The sequence below is a fragment of the Segatella sinensis genome, assembly GCF_040095255.1.
Lineage (GTDB): Bacteria > Bacteroidota > Bacteroidia > Bacteroidales > Bacteroidaceae > Prevotella > Prevotella sinensis.
Map to the genome: position 1 here is coordinate 31,425 of NZ_JBBNGE010000029.1, position 12,001 is coordinate 43,425.

Sequence of the window (12,001 nt, forward strand, 5' to 3'; positions counted from 1 at the left end):
TTAGAAAGCTATCATGTTACAGCCAAAAAGAGTAAAATATAGAAGACCTCAAGATGGTCGTGGCAATAAGGGCAACGCTCACAGAGGTACACAATTGGCATTCGGTTCTTTCGGCATCAAGACTCTTGAGTCAAAGTGGATCGATAGCCGTCAGATTGAGGCAGCTCGTGTGGCATTGAACCGCTACATGAACCGTCAGGGCCAGGTCTGGATTCGCATTTTCCCTGATAAGCCAATCACTCGTAAGCCAGCCGATGTCCGAATGGGTAAAGGTAAGGGTGATCCAGCAGGATGGGTTGCACCTGTTACACCAGGTCGGATTCTCTTCGAAGTAGAGGGTGTAAGCTTCGACATTGCAAAGGAGGGACTCCGTCTTTGCGCTCAGAAGCTTCCTGTGAAGACTAAGTTTATTGTTAGACGTGATTACGATAAAAACGCTTAATTATGAAGATTGCAGAAATTAAAAATATCGAGACCAAGGAATTGGTTGAGAAGCTGGAGGCAGCAGTTGACGCTTTGAACAAGAAGAAGATCAACCACAACGTAACTCCACTTGAGAATCCATCAGAGATTAAGATTGCTCGTCGTGATATCGCACGTATGAAAACTGAACTTCGTCAGAGAGAACTTAACAAATAATAATGGTCCAGATGGAAACAAGAAATTTAAGAAAAGTAAGACAGGGTGTTGTTATCAGCAACAAGATGGATAAAACCATTGTTATTGCAGCTAAGTTCAAGGAGATGCACCCTATTTATGGTAAGTTTGTCCAGAAGACAAAGAAGTACCATGCACATGACGAGAACAATGAGGCTAACGTAGGTGATACAGTTATGATCATGGAGACTCGTCCTCTGTCTAAGACAAAGAGATGGAGATTAGTACAAATTGTAGAAAAAGCTAAGTAATTATGATACAGGCAGAATCAAGACTTACAGTATGTGATAACAGCGGTGCTCGCGAGGCTCTTTGCATTCGAGTTCTCGGTGGTACAGGCCGTCGTTACGCTAGCGTTGGTGACGTGATTGTCGTTGCTGTCAAGAACGTTATCCCATCAAGTGATTTGAAGAAGGGTGCAGTATCAAAGGCTTTGATTGTTCGCACAAAGAAGGAGATTCGTCGTGCAGACGGTTCATATATCCGTTTCGACGATAACGCTTGTGTATTGCTCAACAATGCAGGTGAGCTTCGTGGTAGCCGTATCTTCGGCCCTGTTGCTCGTGAGCTTCGTGCAGTTAATATGAAAGTCGTTTCTTTGGCACCTGAGGTTCTTTAATATATTAAAAGTATAAAGTAATGAGTAAGTTACATATTAAGAAAGACGATACCGTTATCGTTATTGCCGGTGCTGATAAGGGCAAGACAGGTAAGGTGCTCAAGGTCCTCGTTGACGAGAATCGTGCCATCGTAGAGGGTGTGCACATGGTATCTAAGAGCACAAAGCCATCTGCTCAGAATCCTCAGGGAGGCATCGTAAAGCAGGAGGCTCCTATTCATATCTCAAATTTGAGTTTGATCGATCCTAAGAGTGGCAAGGCTACTCGCGTTGCTATCAAGCATGAGGGTAAAAACGTTGTTCGCATCGCTAAAAAGTCAGGGGAGGAAATCAAGTAATGGATACAGCACAGTTAAAGAAAGTATATAAGGAGACAATCGCTCCTGCTCTTCAGAAGCAGTTCAACTATTCTTCAGCAATGGAGATTCCAGTTTTGAAGAAGATTGTCATCAACCAGGGTCTCGGTGACGCTACACAGGACAAGAAGATTGTTGACGTAGCTATCAACGAGATTACTGCTATCACCGGTCAGAAGGCTGTTGCTACATATTCTAAGAAGGATATCGCAAACTTCAAGCTTCGTAAGAAGATGCCTATCGGTGTTATGGTAACATTGCGTCGTGAGCGTATGTACGAGTTCTTGGAGAAGCTCGTTCGTGTTTCTCTTCCTCGTATCCGCGACTTCAAGGGTATTGAGAGCAAGTTCGATGGCCGTGGTAACTACACATTGGGTATCACAGAGCAGATCATCTTCCCAGAGATCAACATCGATGAGATTGACCGTATTCAGGGTATGAACATCACCTTCGTTACAACTGCCAAGACAGACGAGGAAGGTTTTGCACTTCTGAAGGCATTCGGTCTTCCATTCAAGAACGCAAATAAAGATTAAGAGATATGGCAAAAGAATCAATGAAAGCTCGCGAGATTAAGCGTGCAAAGCTTGTAGCTCGTTACGCTGAGAAGCGCGAAGCTCTGAAAAAGATTATTGCAACTTCTAATGATCCAGCCGAAGCATACGAGGCAGCTCGTAAGCTTCAGGCTATCCCTAAGAATGCAAACCCTATCCGTCTTCACAACCGTTGCAAGATCACTGGTCGTCCAAAGGGTTATATCCGCCAGTTCGGTCTTTCACGTATCCAGTTCCGTGAGATGGCTTCTGCAGGTTTGATTCCAGGTGTTAAGAAGGCAAGCTGGTAATCTTTACAGGCAAGGAATTTTTTATTATTTAATATTGTCGGGGTAGTCCCGATTAATTAAACATTTATATTTTATGACAGATCCAATAGCAGATTATCTGACAAGACTCAGAAACGCAATCATGGCTCATCACCGTGTTGTAGAAGTTCCTGCGTCTAACTTGAAGAAAGAGATTACAAAGATCCTCTTCGAGAAAGGTTACATCCTCAACTACAAGTTTGTAGAGGATGGTCCTCAGGGCTCAATCAAGGTTGCCTTGAAGTACAACCCAACTACAAAGCAAAACGCTATCAAGTGTTTGAAGCGCGTGTCAACTCCAGGTTTGCGTAAGTACACTGGTTACAAGGACATGCCAAGAGTAATTAACGGATTAGGTATTGCTATCTTATCTACATCCAAAGGTGTAATGACAGACAAAGAGGCTTCTGATCTTAAGATCGGTGGCGAGGTTCTTTGCTATATTTATTAATTGGAGGCTTTTATATGTCTAGAATAGGAAAATTGCCAATTAGTATCCCTGCAGGTGTTACTGTAAACTATGACAACGATTCACACGTTTGTACAGTAAAGGGCCCTAAGGGTGAACTTTCTCAGTGGATTGATCCATCTATCAAGTTTATCAACGCAGATGGTCAGATTAGCTTTGAAATCGATGAAAATAGTCCTGTAAATGTTAAGCAGAAGCAGGCTTTCCACGGTTTGTATCGCTCTCTCGTTAACAACATGGTTGTTGGCGTTAGCGCTGGTTATACAAAGGTTTTGGAATTGGTAGGTGTTGGTTATCGTGTTTCTAACCAGGGCAACTTGATTGAGTTCGCTTTGGGTTACACTCACCCTATTTTCATCCAGTTGCCTAAGGAGATTAAGGTTGAGACTAAGTCTGAAAGAAACCAGAACCCAATCTTGACATTGGAGTCATGCGACAAGCAGTTGTTGGGACTCGTTTGTGCAAAAATTCGTTCTTTCCGCAAGCCTGAGCCTTATAAGGGTAAGGGTATTCTCTTCAAGGGTGAAGTTATTCGCAGAAAGTCTGGTAAGAGTGCTTCAGCTAAGTAATTTTAATTATTTACGATTATGACAACAAAGAAAGTAGAAAGACGAATTAAGATAAAGTTCCGCATTCGCAAGAATGTTAATGGAACAGCTGAGCGTCCACGTCTCAGTGTATTCCGCTCTAACAAGCAGATTTACGCTCAGGTTATTAATGATTTGACAGGCACTACACTTGCATCAGCTTCTTCACTCGGTTTGGAGAAGATGCCTAAGCAGGAGCAGGCAACCAAGGTTGGCGAGCTCATTGCTGAGAAGGCAAAGGCTGTTGGCGTTGAGAAAGTAGTTTTCGACCGTAATGGTTATCTCTACCACGGTCGCGTAAAGCAGTTGGCTGACGGTGCTCGTAATGGTGGTCTTAAATTTTAAACGATTATGGCAATGGATAAAGTAAAGGTAAATAACGAAGAAGTACTTAAGGATCGCTTGGTTGCAATCAACCGTGTCACTAAGGTTACCAAGGGTGGTCGTACTTTCACATTCGCTGCTATCGTCGTTGTAGGTGACGGTAACGGTGTTATCGGTTACGGTCTTGGTAAGGCAGGTGAGGTTACAGCTGCTATTGCTAAGGGCACTGAGGCTGCTAAGAAGAACCTGGTTAAAGTTCCTATACTCAAGGGTACAGTTCCTCACGAGGTTGAGACAGCTTTCGGTGGTGCTAAGGTTCTCATCAAGCCTGCTGCTGCCGGTACTGGTTTGAAGGCCGGTGGTGCTATGCGTGCTGTTCTTGAGAGCGTAGGTATCAAGGACGTTATTGCAAAGTCTAAGGGTTCATCTAATGCCCACAACCTGGTAAAGGCTACTATCGCTGCTCTCGCAGAGATGCGTGATGCTTACACTGTAGCAGGTGAGCGTGGTATCAGTATGGATAAAGTATTTAACGGTTAATTAGGATTTATCGAATATGGCAACAATTAAAGTCAAGCAGATTAAGAGTAAGATTGGTGCTCCAGTTGATCAGAAGCGTACACTCGCTTGTCTGGGTCTCCGCAAGATTTCTCAGGTTGTTGAGGTAGAGGATACTCCTAGCAACCGTGGTATGATCCGTAAGGTTCATCACCTCGTAAGTGTAGTTGATTAATTAATCTCAAAAAATTAGGAACGATTATGAAATTAAATAATTTGAAACCTGCTGCAGGTTCTACCCATTCACGTCGTCGTATTGGTCGTGGTCCAGGTTCTGGTCTCGGTGGTACTTCTACACGTGGTCACAAGGGTGCCAAGGCTCGTTCTGGTTATAAGAGAAAGATTGGTTTCGAAGGTGGTCAGATGCCATTGCAGCGTCGTGTTCCAAAGGCTGGTTTCAAGAATATCAACCATAAGGAGTACTTCGCAGTAAACCTTTCAACTCTTCAGGCTCTTGCAGAAGCAAAGAACCTTACAAAGATCGGTATTGAGGAACTCAAGGCAGCTGGTCTTACCAATGGTAAGGAGCTCGTTAAGGTTCTCGGTAACGGTGAACTTACAGCAAAATTGGAAGTTGAAGCTAATGCTTTCTCAAAGACTGCCGAAGAAGCAATCAAGGCAGTAGGTGGTAACGCAACTATAATCTAAGTAATGAAAAAGTTTATTGAGACACTAAAGAACTGTTGGAAGATTGAGGACCTCCGTCAGAGACTTCTCATTACTCTTCTGTTTACGGCTATTTACCGTTTTGGCTCGTTTGTGGTACTTCCGGGTATCAATCCGAGCATGTTGGAAAAATTGCAGTCGCAGACCTCAGGCGGTCTTATGTCGCTTTTGGACATGTTCTCTGGTGGTGCATTTTCTAATGCGTCTATCTTCGCATTGGGAATTATGCCTTATATCTCAGCTTCAATTGTTATGCAGCTTCTTGCTGTCGCTGTACCTTACTTCCAGAAGATGCAGCGCGAGGGCGAGAGCGGCCGCAAGAAAATACAATGGTACACTAGAGTCCTGACTGTAGCCATCCTGGTCTTTCAGGCTCCTAGTTACCTTCTGAATTTGAAGATGCAGGCTGCTAACGCTTTGGCAACGGGTATTAGCTGGACCGTCTTTATGATTCCAGCTACTATCATCCTTGCAGCAGGAAGTATGTTTATTCTCTGGCTTGGTGAGCGTATCACGGATAAGGGAGTAGGTAATGGTATCTCTCTCATCATTATGATTGGTATCATCGCTCGTTTGCCTCAGGCATTCGTACAGGAGATGACCTCTCGTTTGCAGGCAATCTCTGGTGGTGGTTTGATCATGTTCATTGTAGAGATTCTTATTCTCTACGCTGTAGTTTGTGCCTCAATTCTTCTGGTACAGGGTACACGTAAGATCCCGGTTCAGTACGCTAAGCGCTTGGTTGGTAATAAGCAGTATGGTGGTGCACGTCAGTATATCCCATTGAAGCTTTTCGCAGCCAACGTAATGCCTATCATCTTTGCACAGGCTTTGATGTTCATTCCATTGGCATTAGTTCGCTACCAGTCTGAAAATGCAAGTAGCGTTGTTCAGCAGCTGATGGATAACCGCAGTTTACTTTATAATGTAATTTATGTAATCCTCGTGATTGCGTTTACATATTTCTACACTGCTATTACATTGAACCCAACTCAGATGGCGGAGGATATGAAGCGTAACAATGGTTTCATTCCAGGTGTTAAGCCAGGTAAGGATACCGCTGAGTACATTGATACCGTAATGTCTCGTATTACTTTACCAGGTTCATTATTTATTGCATTTATTGCGATTATGCCAGCTCTTGCAGGACTTCTTGATGTGCAGCAGGCCTTCTCACAATTCTTCGGAGGTACTTCTCTGTTGATTTTGGTAGGTGTTGTGATTGACACATTGCAGCAGATCGAGAGTCATTTGCTTATGCGCCACTATGATGGTCTTCTCAATTCAGGCCATACTCGTCAGGGTGGTGTTGCTGCATATTAATCTTTATCTTTTGAAATGCAGATATTTCTGAAGACAGAGGATGAAATTAACCTGATGCGCAAGGCTAACCAACTCGTTGGTGCAACGCTTGCGGAATTAGGTAAACATATAAAACCAGGTGTAACGACTCTCCATTTGGATAGGGTAGCCGAGGAGTTCATCCGTGATCACGGTGCGATTCCAACGTTCAAGAATTTTCCTAATCCTTATGGAGAGCCTTTTCCCGCTAGTATATGTACTTCCATCAATGATGTAGTAGTACATGGTATTCCTAGTGAGAAGGACGTGCTGAAGGATGGTGATATTATCTCCATCGACTGCGGCACCCTTTTAGAAGGTTTCAACGGTGACAGTTGCTATACTTTCGCTGTTGGAGAGATAACTTCCGATGTTCAACAACTCCTTAAGGTAACTAAAGAATCTTTGTACCTGGGTATCGAACAGGCTGTGGCAGGAAAGCATTTGGGTGATATTGGTTACGCCGTACAGACTCATTGCCAGCAATATGGTTATGGGGTAGTACGAGAGCTAACAGGTCATGGCATTGGCAGGGCTATGCACGAGGATCCTCCCGTTCGTAATTACGGCAGTCGTGGTTCCGGCATTCTGTTAAAGGAAGGTATGTGCTTGGCTATAGAGCCGATGATAACAATGGGCGACCGTCAAATTGGCTTGCTCCCCGACAAGTGGAGCATAGTTACTAGAGATCGTCAACCAGCTGCTCATTTTGAGCATACAATCGTTGTTCGAAAAGGTAAAGCTGAAATTTTATCTTCATTCGTAGAAGTTGAACATTTAGAAGGACAAAAAATTTAATTATGGCAAAACAGGCCGCTATTGAGCAAGATGGAACAATTGTAGAGGCATTATCAAATGCTATGTTCCGCGTTGAATTGGAGAATGGTGTTGACATTACTGCCCACATCTCTGGTAAGATGAGAATGCATTACATCAAGATTTTACCTGGTGATAAGGTGAAGGTGGAAATGAGTCCATACGACTTGACTAAGGGTAGAATTGTTTTTAGATACAAATAATTATCACATATAAGGTTATGAAGACAAGAGCATCATTGAAGAAGCGTTCAGCTGATTGCAAGATCGTACGTCGTAAGGGTCGTCTCTTCGTTATCAACAAGAAGAACCCTAAGATGAAATTGCGTCAGGGCTAATGTTAAAGTTCTGTAAAAGTATGGCTCTTTCAAAAAAAAGTTGTACTTTTGCACCGCTTTTAACGCAAAGTATTAATTTTTTAATTTTTTATTAAACAATGGCAATAAGAATTGTTGGAGTAGATTTGCCCCAGAATAAGCGTGGCGAAATCGCATTGACCTATATCTATGGTATCGGTCGAAGTAGTTCAGCAAAGATATTGGATAAGGCAGGTGTAAGCCGTGACCTGAAAGTCAGCGAGTGGTCTGACGATCAGGCAGCCAAGATCCGTGAAATTATCGGCGCTGAGTTCAAGGTTGAAGGTGATCTCCGTTCTGAGATCCAGATGAACATTAAGCGACTGATGGATATTGGTTGCTATCGTGGAGTTAGACATCGTAATGGTCTTCCAGTTCGCGGTCAGAGCACAAAGAATAATGCTCGTACTCGCAAGGGTAAGAAGAAGACTGTTGCTAATAAGAAGAAGGCTACTAAGTAATTCTAAGGAGGAAATTAATTATGGCAAAGCAAAAAGCAACATCTAAGAAGAGAAACGTACGCGTTGACGCAATCGGTCAGCTTCACGTACATAGCTCATTCAACAACATCATTGTATCTCTTGCTAACAACGAGGGTCAGGTTATCTCTTGGTCTTCAGCTGGTAAGATGGGTTTCCGTGGTTCTAAGAAGAACACTCCTTATGCTGCTCAGATGGCTGCAGAGGATTGTGCAAAGGTAGCTTTCGACCTTGGTCTTCGCAAGGTTAAGGCATACGTAAAGGGTCCAGGTAACGGTCGTGAGTCTGCTATCCGTGCCGTACATGGTGCAGGTATCGAGGTAACTGAGATCGTTGACGTAACTCCATTACCACACAACGGATGTCGCCCTCCAAAGCGTCGTCGTGTATAATAGCATTCTTTGATACAAACAATATAGCATTTTATAAATATTATGGCTAGATATATAGGTCCGAAATCTAAAATTGCGCGTCGTTTTGGTGAGCCAATCTTCGGCGCAGACAAAGTTTTGTCCAAGAGAAACTTCCCTCCTGGACAGCATGGCAACAACCGTCGTCGCAAGATGTCTGAGTATGGTGTCATGTTGGCAGAGAAGCAGAAGGCTAAGTACACTTACGGTGTATTAGAGCGTCAGTTCCGTAATATGTTTGAGAAGGCTGCTAAGGCTGAGGGTATTACTGGTGAGGTTCTTCTCCAGAATCTCGAGTGCCGACTCGACAACGTGGTATTCCGTCTTGGTATCGCTCCTACTCGTGCTGCTGCACGTCAGTTGGTGGGTCACAAGCACATCACTGTTGATGGCAAGGTAGTTAATATCCCTTCATTTGCAGTTAAGCCAGGTATGGTTGTTGCCGTTCGTGAGAAGTCTAAGTCTCTCGAGGTAATCGAGGCAGCACTTGCTGGTTTCAATCATAGCAAGTACCCATGGATTGAGTGGGACGACAATTCTAAGAGTGGCAAGTTCTTGCACAAGCCAGAGCGTGCTGACATTCCAGAGAATATTAAGGAGCAGTTAATCGTTGAGTTGTACTCTAAATAAATCATTAAATTAATGGCGATATTAGCATTTCAAAAACCTGATAAAGTAGTAATGCTGGAGGCTGACAACCAGTTCGGAAAGTTCGAGTTCCGTCCGTTGGAGCCTGGCTTTGGTGTTACCATCGGTAACGCCTTGCGCCGCATTCTCCTTTCATCATTGGAGGGTTACGCTGTGAACACCATCCGCATCGCGGGTGTTGAGCACGAGTTCTCTTCAGTTCCTGGTGTAAAGGAAGATGTTACCAACATTATCTTGAATCTCAAGCAAGTTCGATTCAAGCAAGTAGTAGAAGAATTCGAGAATGAGAAAGTTAGTATCACCGTTGAGAATTCTACAGAATTCAAGGCTGGTGATATAGGCAAGTATCTGACTGGATTTGAAGTGTTAAACCCTGATTTGGTGATTTGTCATTTAGACTCCAAAGCTTCGATGCAGATTGATCTGACAATTAATAAGGGACGTGGATATGTTCCTGCTGATGAGAATCGTCAATTCTGCACAGACGTTAACGTTCTCCCAATCGATTCCATCTACACCCCTATCCGTAACGTAAAGTATGCTGTTGAGCCATATCGTGTTGAACAGAAGACCGACTATGACAAGCTCGTACTCGAAGTTACAACAGATGGTTCCATTAGTCCTAAGGATGCGCTGAAAGAGGCTGCGAAGATCCTTATCTATCACTTTATGCTCTTCTCTGATGAGAAGATTACCCTGGAGAGTCCTGATCAGGATACCAACCAGGAGTTTGATGAGGAGGTTCTTCACATGCGCCAGTTGCTCAAGACTCGTCTCGTAGATATGAACCTCAGTGTTCGTGCGCTCAACTGCTTGAAGGCAGCTGATGTAGATACCTTGGGTGATTTGGTTCAGTTTAACAAGACTGACCTCTTGAAGTTCCGCAACTTCGGTAAGAAATCGCTCTCAGAGCTTGATGATTTGCTCGAGAGTCTGAATCTGTCTTTTGGAACTGATATTTCAAAGTATAAATTAGACAAGGATGCGTAATGCATCCTTTGTCCAAAAAGAACAAAAATTAAAATGAGACACAATAAGAAATTCAACCATTTAGGTCGTACTGCTTCTCATCGTAACGCGATGTTGGCTAACATGGCTGCATCACTTATCTTGAGTGAGCACAAAAGAATCACTACGACCCTCGCAAAGGCAAAGGCTCTTAAGAAGTATGTTGAGCCACTGATCACACGTTCAAAGAATGATACAACTACATCACGTCGTGTTGTTTTCCGTTATCTTCAGAACAAGTACGCTGTGAAGGCTCTCTTCGGTGAGGTAGCTGAGAAGGTAGCTAACCGTCCTGGTGGTTACACTCGAGTTATCAAGTTGGGTACCCGTCAGGGTGACGCAGCTGAGATCGCTTTCATCGAGCTCGTTGACTTTGATGAGAACATGGCTAAGACTCCTAAGGCTGCTAAGAAGACTCGTCGTAGTCGCAAGGCTACAAAGGCTGAGGAGGCTCCTGCAACTGAGGCTCCTGCAACTGAAGAGGCTGCAGCTGAATAAGTTACAACTGATCTCACTATATATAAGCGCTTCTGTCGTTAGACAGATGCGCTTTTTTTGTTTGACTAGCTCTGCTTTTCCCTAGGATAGTTGATGATGTCTTTCCGGATTTAGGGGATTCCCTAACGTTATTTAGGGATTCTTTCTTGATGTTTTCAATAAATAGTTGTACTTTTGCAGCAGAATTAAATGATAGGGTTATGAAAAAGGTGATACTTTTGATGCTCTGCTCTTCCCTGGTGATGGGCAGTTGCGATACATATACTGGCAGTGGAGCCTACGCAGGAGGTTCCATCGGTTCCATTCTGGGTTCTGCCATCGGTGGATTGTCCGGTGGACCCAGAGGCTCTGACATGGGAACCATCATCGGAATGGCTGGCGGAGCTGTTGTAGGTGCTGTTATCGGAAGTCAGGCTGATCAGGCGCAGGCTGACCGTGAAGCAGCCTACCAGCAGGATAGGGCAGAGCGACGCTCCGGTTATCCTGGAAACACACGTCGCTATCCTACGAATCCTCGAAACAACCGCTCTTCTAATGATGGAGAGAATGAGGTTTATGATTACGGCAATACTCCCGTAACTGATAATCCGGAGATCTTTGATTCCAACAATGGTGGAGATGACCGTCTCTATGATTTCAAGGGCAAGGACTATACCGGCGATTACAGTGCCCAGCAGCCTACTACTTCTTTGCCTACCGCTACCGTAGAGGAGCTTGGTGCCCGATTCTCCTATTCTCCTACTTTGGAGATTGTGAGTGCCCGCTTTGTTGATGATAACGAAGATAACTGTTTGAATCGCAATGAAACCTGCAAGGTGATATTCGAGATACTCAACCGAGGTCATAAGCCGGTTTACGATGTTGTTCCAACCGTGGTTGAAACAACCGGCAACAAACATATCTTCATTTCGCCGAGTATCCATGTCGAGAAGATTTCCCCAGGATCGGGTGTTCGATACACCGCAATGGTAAAAGCGGATAGAAAGTTAAAGGATGGAATGGCACGGTTCTGTGTGAGTGTGATTCATGAGGGCAAATCCATTTCGAAGGTCAATGAATTCAATATCCCTACCAAGAGATAATAATCCCCTAGTAGTTGTAACATAAAATCAAAAAAAGCAAGAAACAGCTTGATTGCTGATTCTTGCTTTTTTCTTTTTGGGGGAGTATAAAGCTTTTGCCCTTTCAGGGCGTATTGTACATTGTTGGTTTACCCAGGGTGTTGCCCTGGGCTAGGAGCTTTTGCCCTTTCAGGGCGTATTGTACATTGTTGGTTTACCCAGGGTGTTGCCCTGGGCTAGGAGCTTTTGCCCTTTCAGGGCGTATTGTACATTGTTGGTTTACCCAG

General features: G+C 44.0%; 23 protein-coding genes. All 23 read left to right on the top strand.

Annotated elements, in window-relative coordinates:
* Nucleotides 1-13 precede the first annotated feature (13 nt).
* The 23 genes from rplP to AAAT87_RS09495 all read left to right on the top strand — a co-directional run bounded on the left by rplP (nucleotide 14) and on the right by AAAT87_RS09495 (nucleotide 11,735).
* A complete protein-coding gene (gene rplP, locus AAAT87_RS09385; protein ID WP_006848829.1) occupies nucleotides 14-442 on the top strand; it encodes a 50S ribosomal protein L16 in 429 nt (142 codons plus the stop codon).
* A gap of 2 nt (nucleotides 443-444) precedes the next feature.
* Nucleotides 445-639, top strand: a complete 195-nt coding sequence (rpmC, locus tag AAAT87_RS09390; protein ID WP_295024532.1) for a 50S ribosomal protein L29 — start codon at nucleotides 445-447, stop codon at nucleotides 637-639.
* 2 nt (nucleotides 640-641) lie between these two features.
* On the top strand, nucleotides 642-908 hold the full coding sequence (gene rpsQ / locus AAAT87_RS09395; RefSeq protein WP_006848827.1) for a 30S ribosomal protein S17: 267 nt from the start codon (nucleotides 642-644) through the stop codon (nucleotides 906-908).
* Nucleotides 909-910: 2 nt separating this feature from the next.
* On the top strand, nucleotides 911-1,276 hold the full coding sequence (rplN, locus tag AAAT87_RS09400; protein ID WP_089543923.1) for a 50S ribosomal protein L14: 366 nt from the start codon (nucleotides 911-913) through the stop codon (nucleotides 1,274-1,276).
* A 20-nt stretch (nucleotides 1,277-1,296) separates the two neighbouring features.
* The gene (gene rplX / locus AAAT87_RS09405) at nucleotides 1,297-1,614 is read left to right on the top strand and encodes a 50S ribosomal protein L24 (protein ID WP_089543922.1); all 318 of its coding nucleotides are present in this window, start codon (nucleotides 1,297-1,299) and stop codon (nucleotides 1,612-1,614) included.
* A complete protein-coding gene (gene rplE, locus AAAT87_RS09410) occupies nucleotides 1,614-2,168 on the top strand; it encodes a 50S ribosomal protein L5 (protein WP_022122149.1) in 555 nt (184 codons plus the stop codon). Before rplX ends, rplE begins: the two co-directional genes overlap by 1 nt.
* A 5-nt stretch (nucleotides 2,169-2,173) precedes the next feature.
* Nucleotides 2,174-2,476: a 30S ribosomal protein S14 gene (rpsN, locus tag AAAT87_RS09415; protein ID WP_089543921.1), complete on the top strand. Its 303-nt coding sequence runs from the start codon at nucleotides 2,174-2,176 to the stop codon at nucleotides 2,474-2,476.
* A gap of 73 nt (nucleotides 2,477-2,549) precedes the next feature.
* Nucleotides 2,550-2,945, top strand: coding sequence for a 30S ribosomal protein S8 (rpsH, locus tag AAAT87_RS09420; RefSeq protein ID WP_006848822.1), 396 nt, complete (start codon nucleotides 2,550-2,552; stop codon nucleotides 2,943-2,945).
* A 14-nt stretch (nucleotides 2,946-2,959) separates the two neighbouring features.
* The gene (gene rplF / locus AAAT87_RS09425; RefSeq protein WP_119249381.1) at nucleotides 2,960-3,532 is read left to right on the top strand and encodes a 50S ribosomal protein L6; all 573 of its coding nucleotides are present in this window, start codon (nucleotides 2,960-2,962) and stop codon (nucleotides 3,530-3,532) included.
* 18 nt (nucleotides 3,533-3,550) lie between these two features.
* Nucleotides 3,551-3,895, top strand: a complete 345-nt coding sequence (rplR, locus tag AAAT87_RS09430) for a 50S ribosomal protein L18 (RefSeq protein ID WP_349226251.1) — start codon at nucleotides 3,551-3,553, stop codon at nucleotides 3,893-3,895.
* A gap of 6 nt (nucleotides 3,896-3,901) precedes the next feature.
* Nucleotides 3,902-4,414: a 30S ribosomal protein S5 gene (gene rpsE / locus AAAT87_RS09435; RefSeq protein WP_295024526.1), complete on the top strand. Its 513-nt coding sequence runs from the start codon at nucleotides 3,902-3,904 to the stop codon at nucleotides 4,412-4,414.
* Nucleotides 4,415-4,430: 16 nt separating this feature from the next.
* Nucleotides 4,431-4,607, top strand: coding sequence for a 50S ribosomal protein L30 (rpmD, locus tag AAAT87_RS09440; protein WP_089543917.1), 177 nt, complete (start codon nucleotides 4,431-4,433; stop codon nucleotides 4,605-4,607).
* Between the two features lie 26 nt (nucleotides 4,608-4,633).
* Nucleotides 4,634-5,080, top strand: a complete 447-nt coding sequence (gene rplO / locus AAAT87_RS09445) for a 50S ribosomal protein L15 (RefSeq protein ID WP_089543916.1) — start codon at nucleotides 4,634-4,636, stop codon at nucleotides 5,078-5,080.
* A gap of 3 nt (nucleotides 5,081-5,083) precedes the next feature.
* A complete protein-coding gene (secY, locus tag AAAT87_RS09450) occupies nucleotides 5,084-6,421 on the top strand; it encodes a preprotein translocase subunit SecY (protein WP_295024523.1) in 1,338 nt (445 codons plus the stop codon).
* A 15-nt stretch (nucleotides 6,422-6,436) separates the two neighbouring features.
* Complete coding sequence (map, locus tag AAAT87_RS09455) at nucleotides 6,437-7,237, top strand: type I methionyl aminopeptidase (protein WP_118311594.1); 801 nt, start codon at nucleotides 6,437-6,439, stop codon at nucleotides 7,235-7,237.
* A 2-nt stretch (nucleotides 7,238-7,239) separates the two neighbouring features.
* Nucleotides 7,240-7,458 carry a translation initiation factor IF-1 gene (gene infA / locus AAAT87_RS09460; RefSeq protein ID WP_006848815.1) on the top strand — a complete coding sequence of 73 codons (219 nt, stop codon included), beginning with the start codon at nucleotides 7,240-7,242 and terminating at the stop codon, nucleotides 7,456-7,458.
* Nucleotides 7,459-7,475: 17 nt separating this feature from the next.
* Nucleotides 7,476-7,592, top strand: a complete 117-nt coding sequence (rpmJ, locus tag AAAT87_RS09465) for a 50S ribosomal protein L36 (RefSeq protein WP_006848814.1) — start codon at nucleotides 7,476-7,478, stop codon at nucleotides 7,590-7,592.
* Nucleotides 7,593-7,690: 98 nt separating this feature from the next.
* A complete protein-coding gene (rpsM, locus tag AAAT87_RS09470; RefSeq protein ID WP_022252022.1) occupies nucleotides 7,691-8,071 on the top strand; it encodes a 30S ribosomal protein S13 in 381 nt (126 codons plus the stop codon).
* A gap of 20 nt (nucleotides 8,072-8,091) precedes the next feature.
* Nucleotides 8,092-8,481: a 30S ribosomal protein S11 gene (rpsK, locus tag AAAT87_RS09475; RefSeq protein ID WP_089543913.1), complete on the top strand. Its 390-nt coding sequence runs from the start codon at nucleotides 8,092-8,094 to the stop codon at nucleotides 8,479-8,481.
* A gap of 42 nt (nucleotides 8,482-8,523) precedes the next feature.
* Nucleotides 8,524-9,129: a 30S ribosomal protein S4 gene (gene rpsD / locus AAAT87_RS09480; RefSeq protein ID WP_089543912.1), complete on the top strand. Its 606-nt coding sequence runs from the start codon at nucleotides 8,524-8,526 to the stop codon at nucleotides 9,127-9,129.
* Between the two features lie 12 nt (nucleotides 9,130-9,141).
* Nucleotides 9,142-10,137 carry a DNA-directed RNA polymerase subunit alpha gene (locus AAAT87_RS09485; protein WP_089543911.1) on the top strand — a complete coding sequence of 332 codons (996 nt, stop codon included), beginning with the start codon at nucleotides 9,142-9,144 and terminating at the stop codon, nucleotides 10,135-10,137.
* 33 nt (nucleotides 10,138-10,170) lie between these two features.
* The gene (gene rplQ, locus AAAT87_RS09490) at nucleotides 10,171-10,653 is read left to right on the top strand and encodes a 50S ribosomal protein L17 (RefSeq protein WP_298530784.1); all 483 of its coding nucleotides are present in this window, start codon (nucleotides 10,171-10,173) and stop codon (nucleotides 10,651-10,653) included.
* A 200-nt stretch (nucleotides 10,654-10,853) separates the two neighbouring features.
* Nucleotides 10,854-11,735: a YMGG-like glycine zipper-containing protein gene (locus AAAT87_RS09495; RefSeq protein WP_349226252.1), complete on the top strand. Its 882-nt coding sequence runs from the start codon at nucleotides 10,854-10,856 to the stop codon at nucleotides 11,733-11,735.
* Nucleotides 11,736-12,001 lie beyond the last annotated feature (266 nt).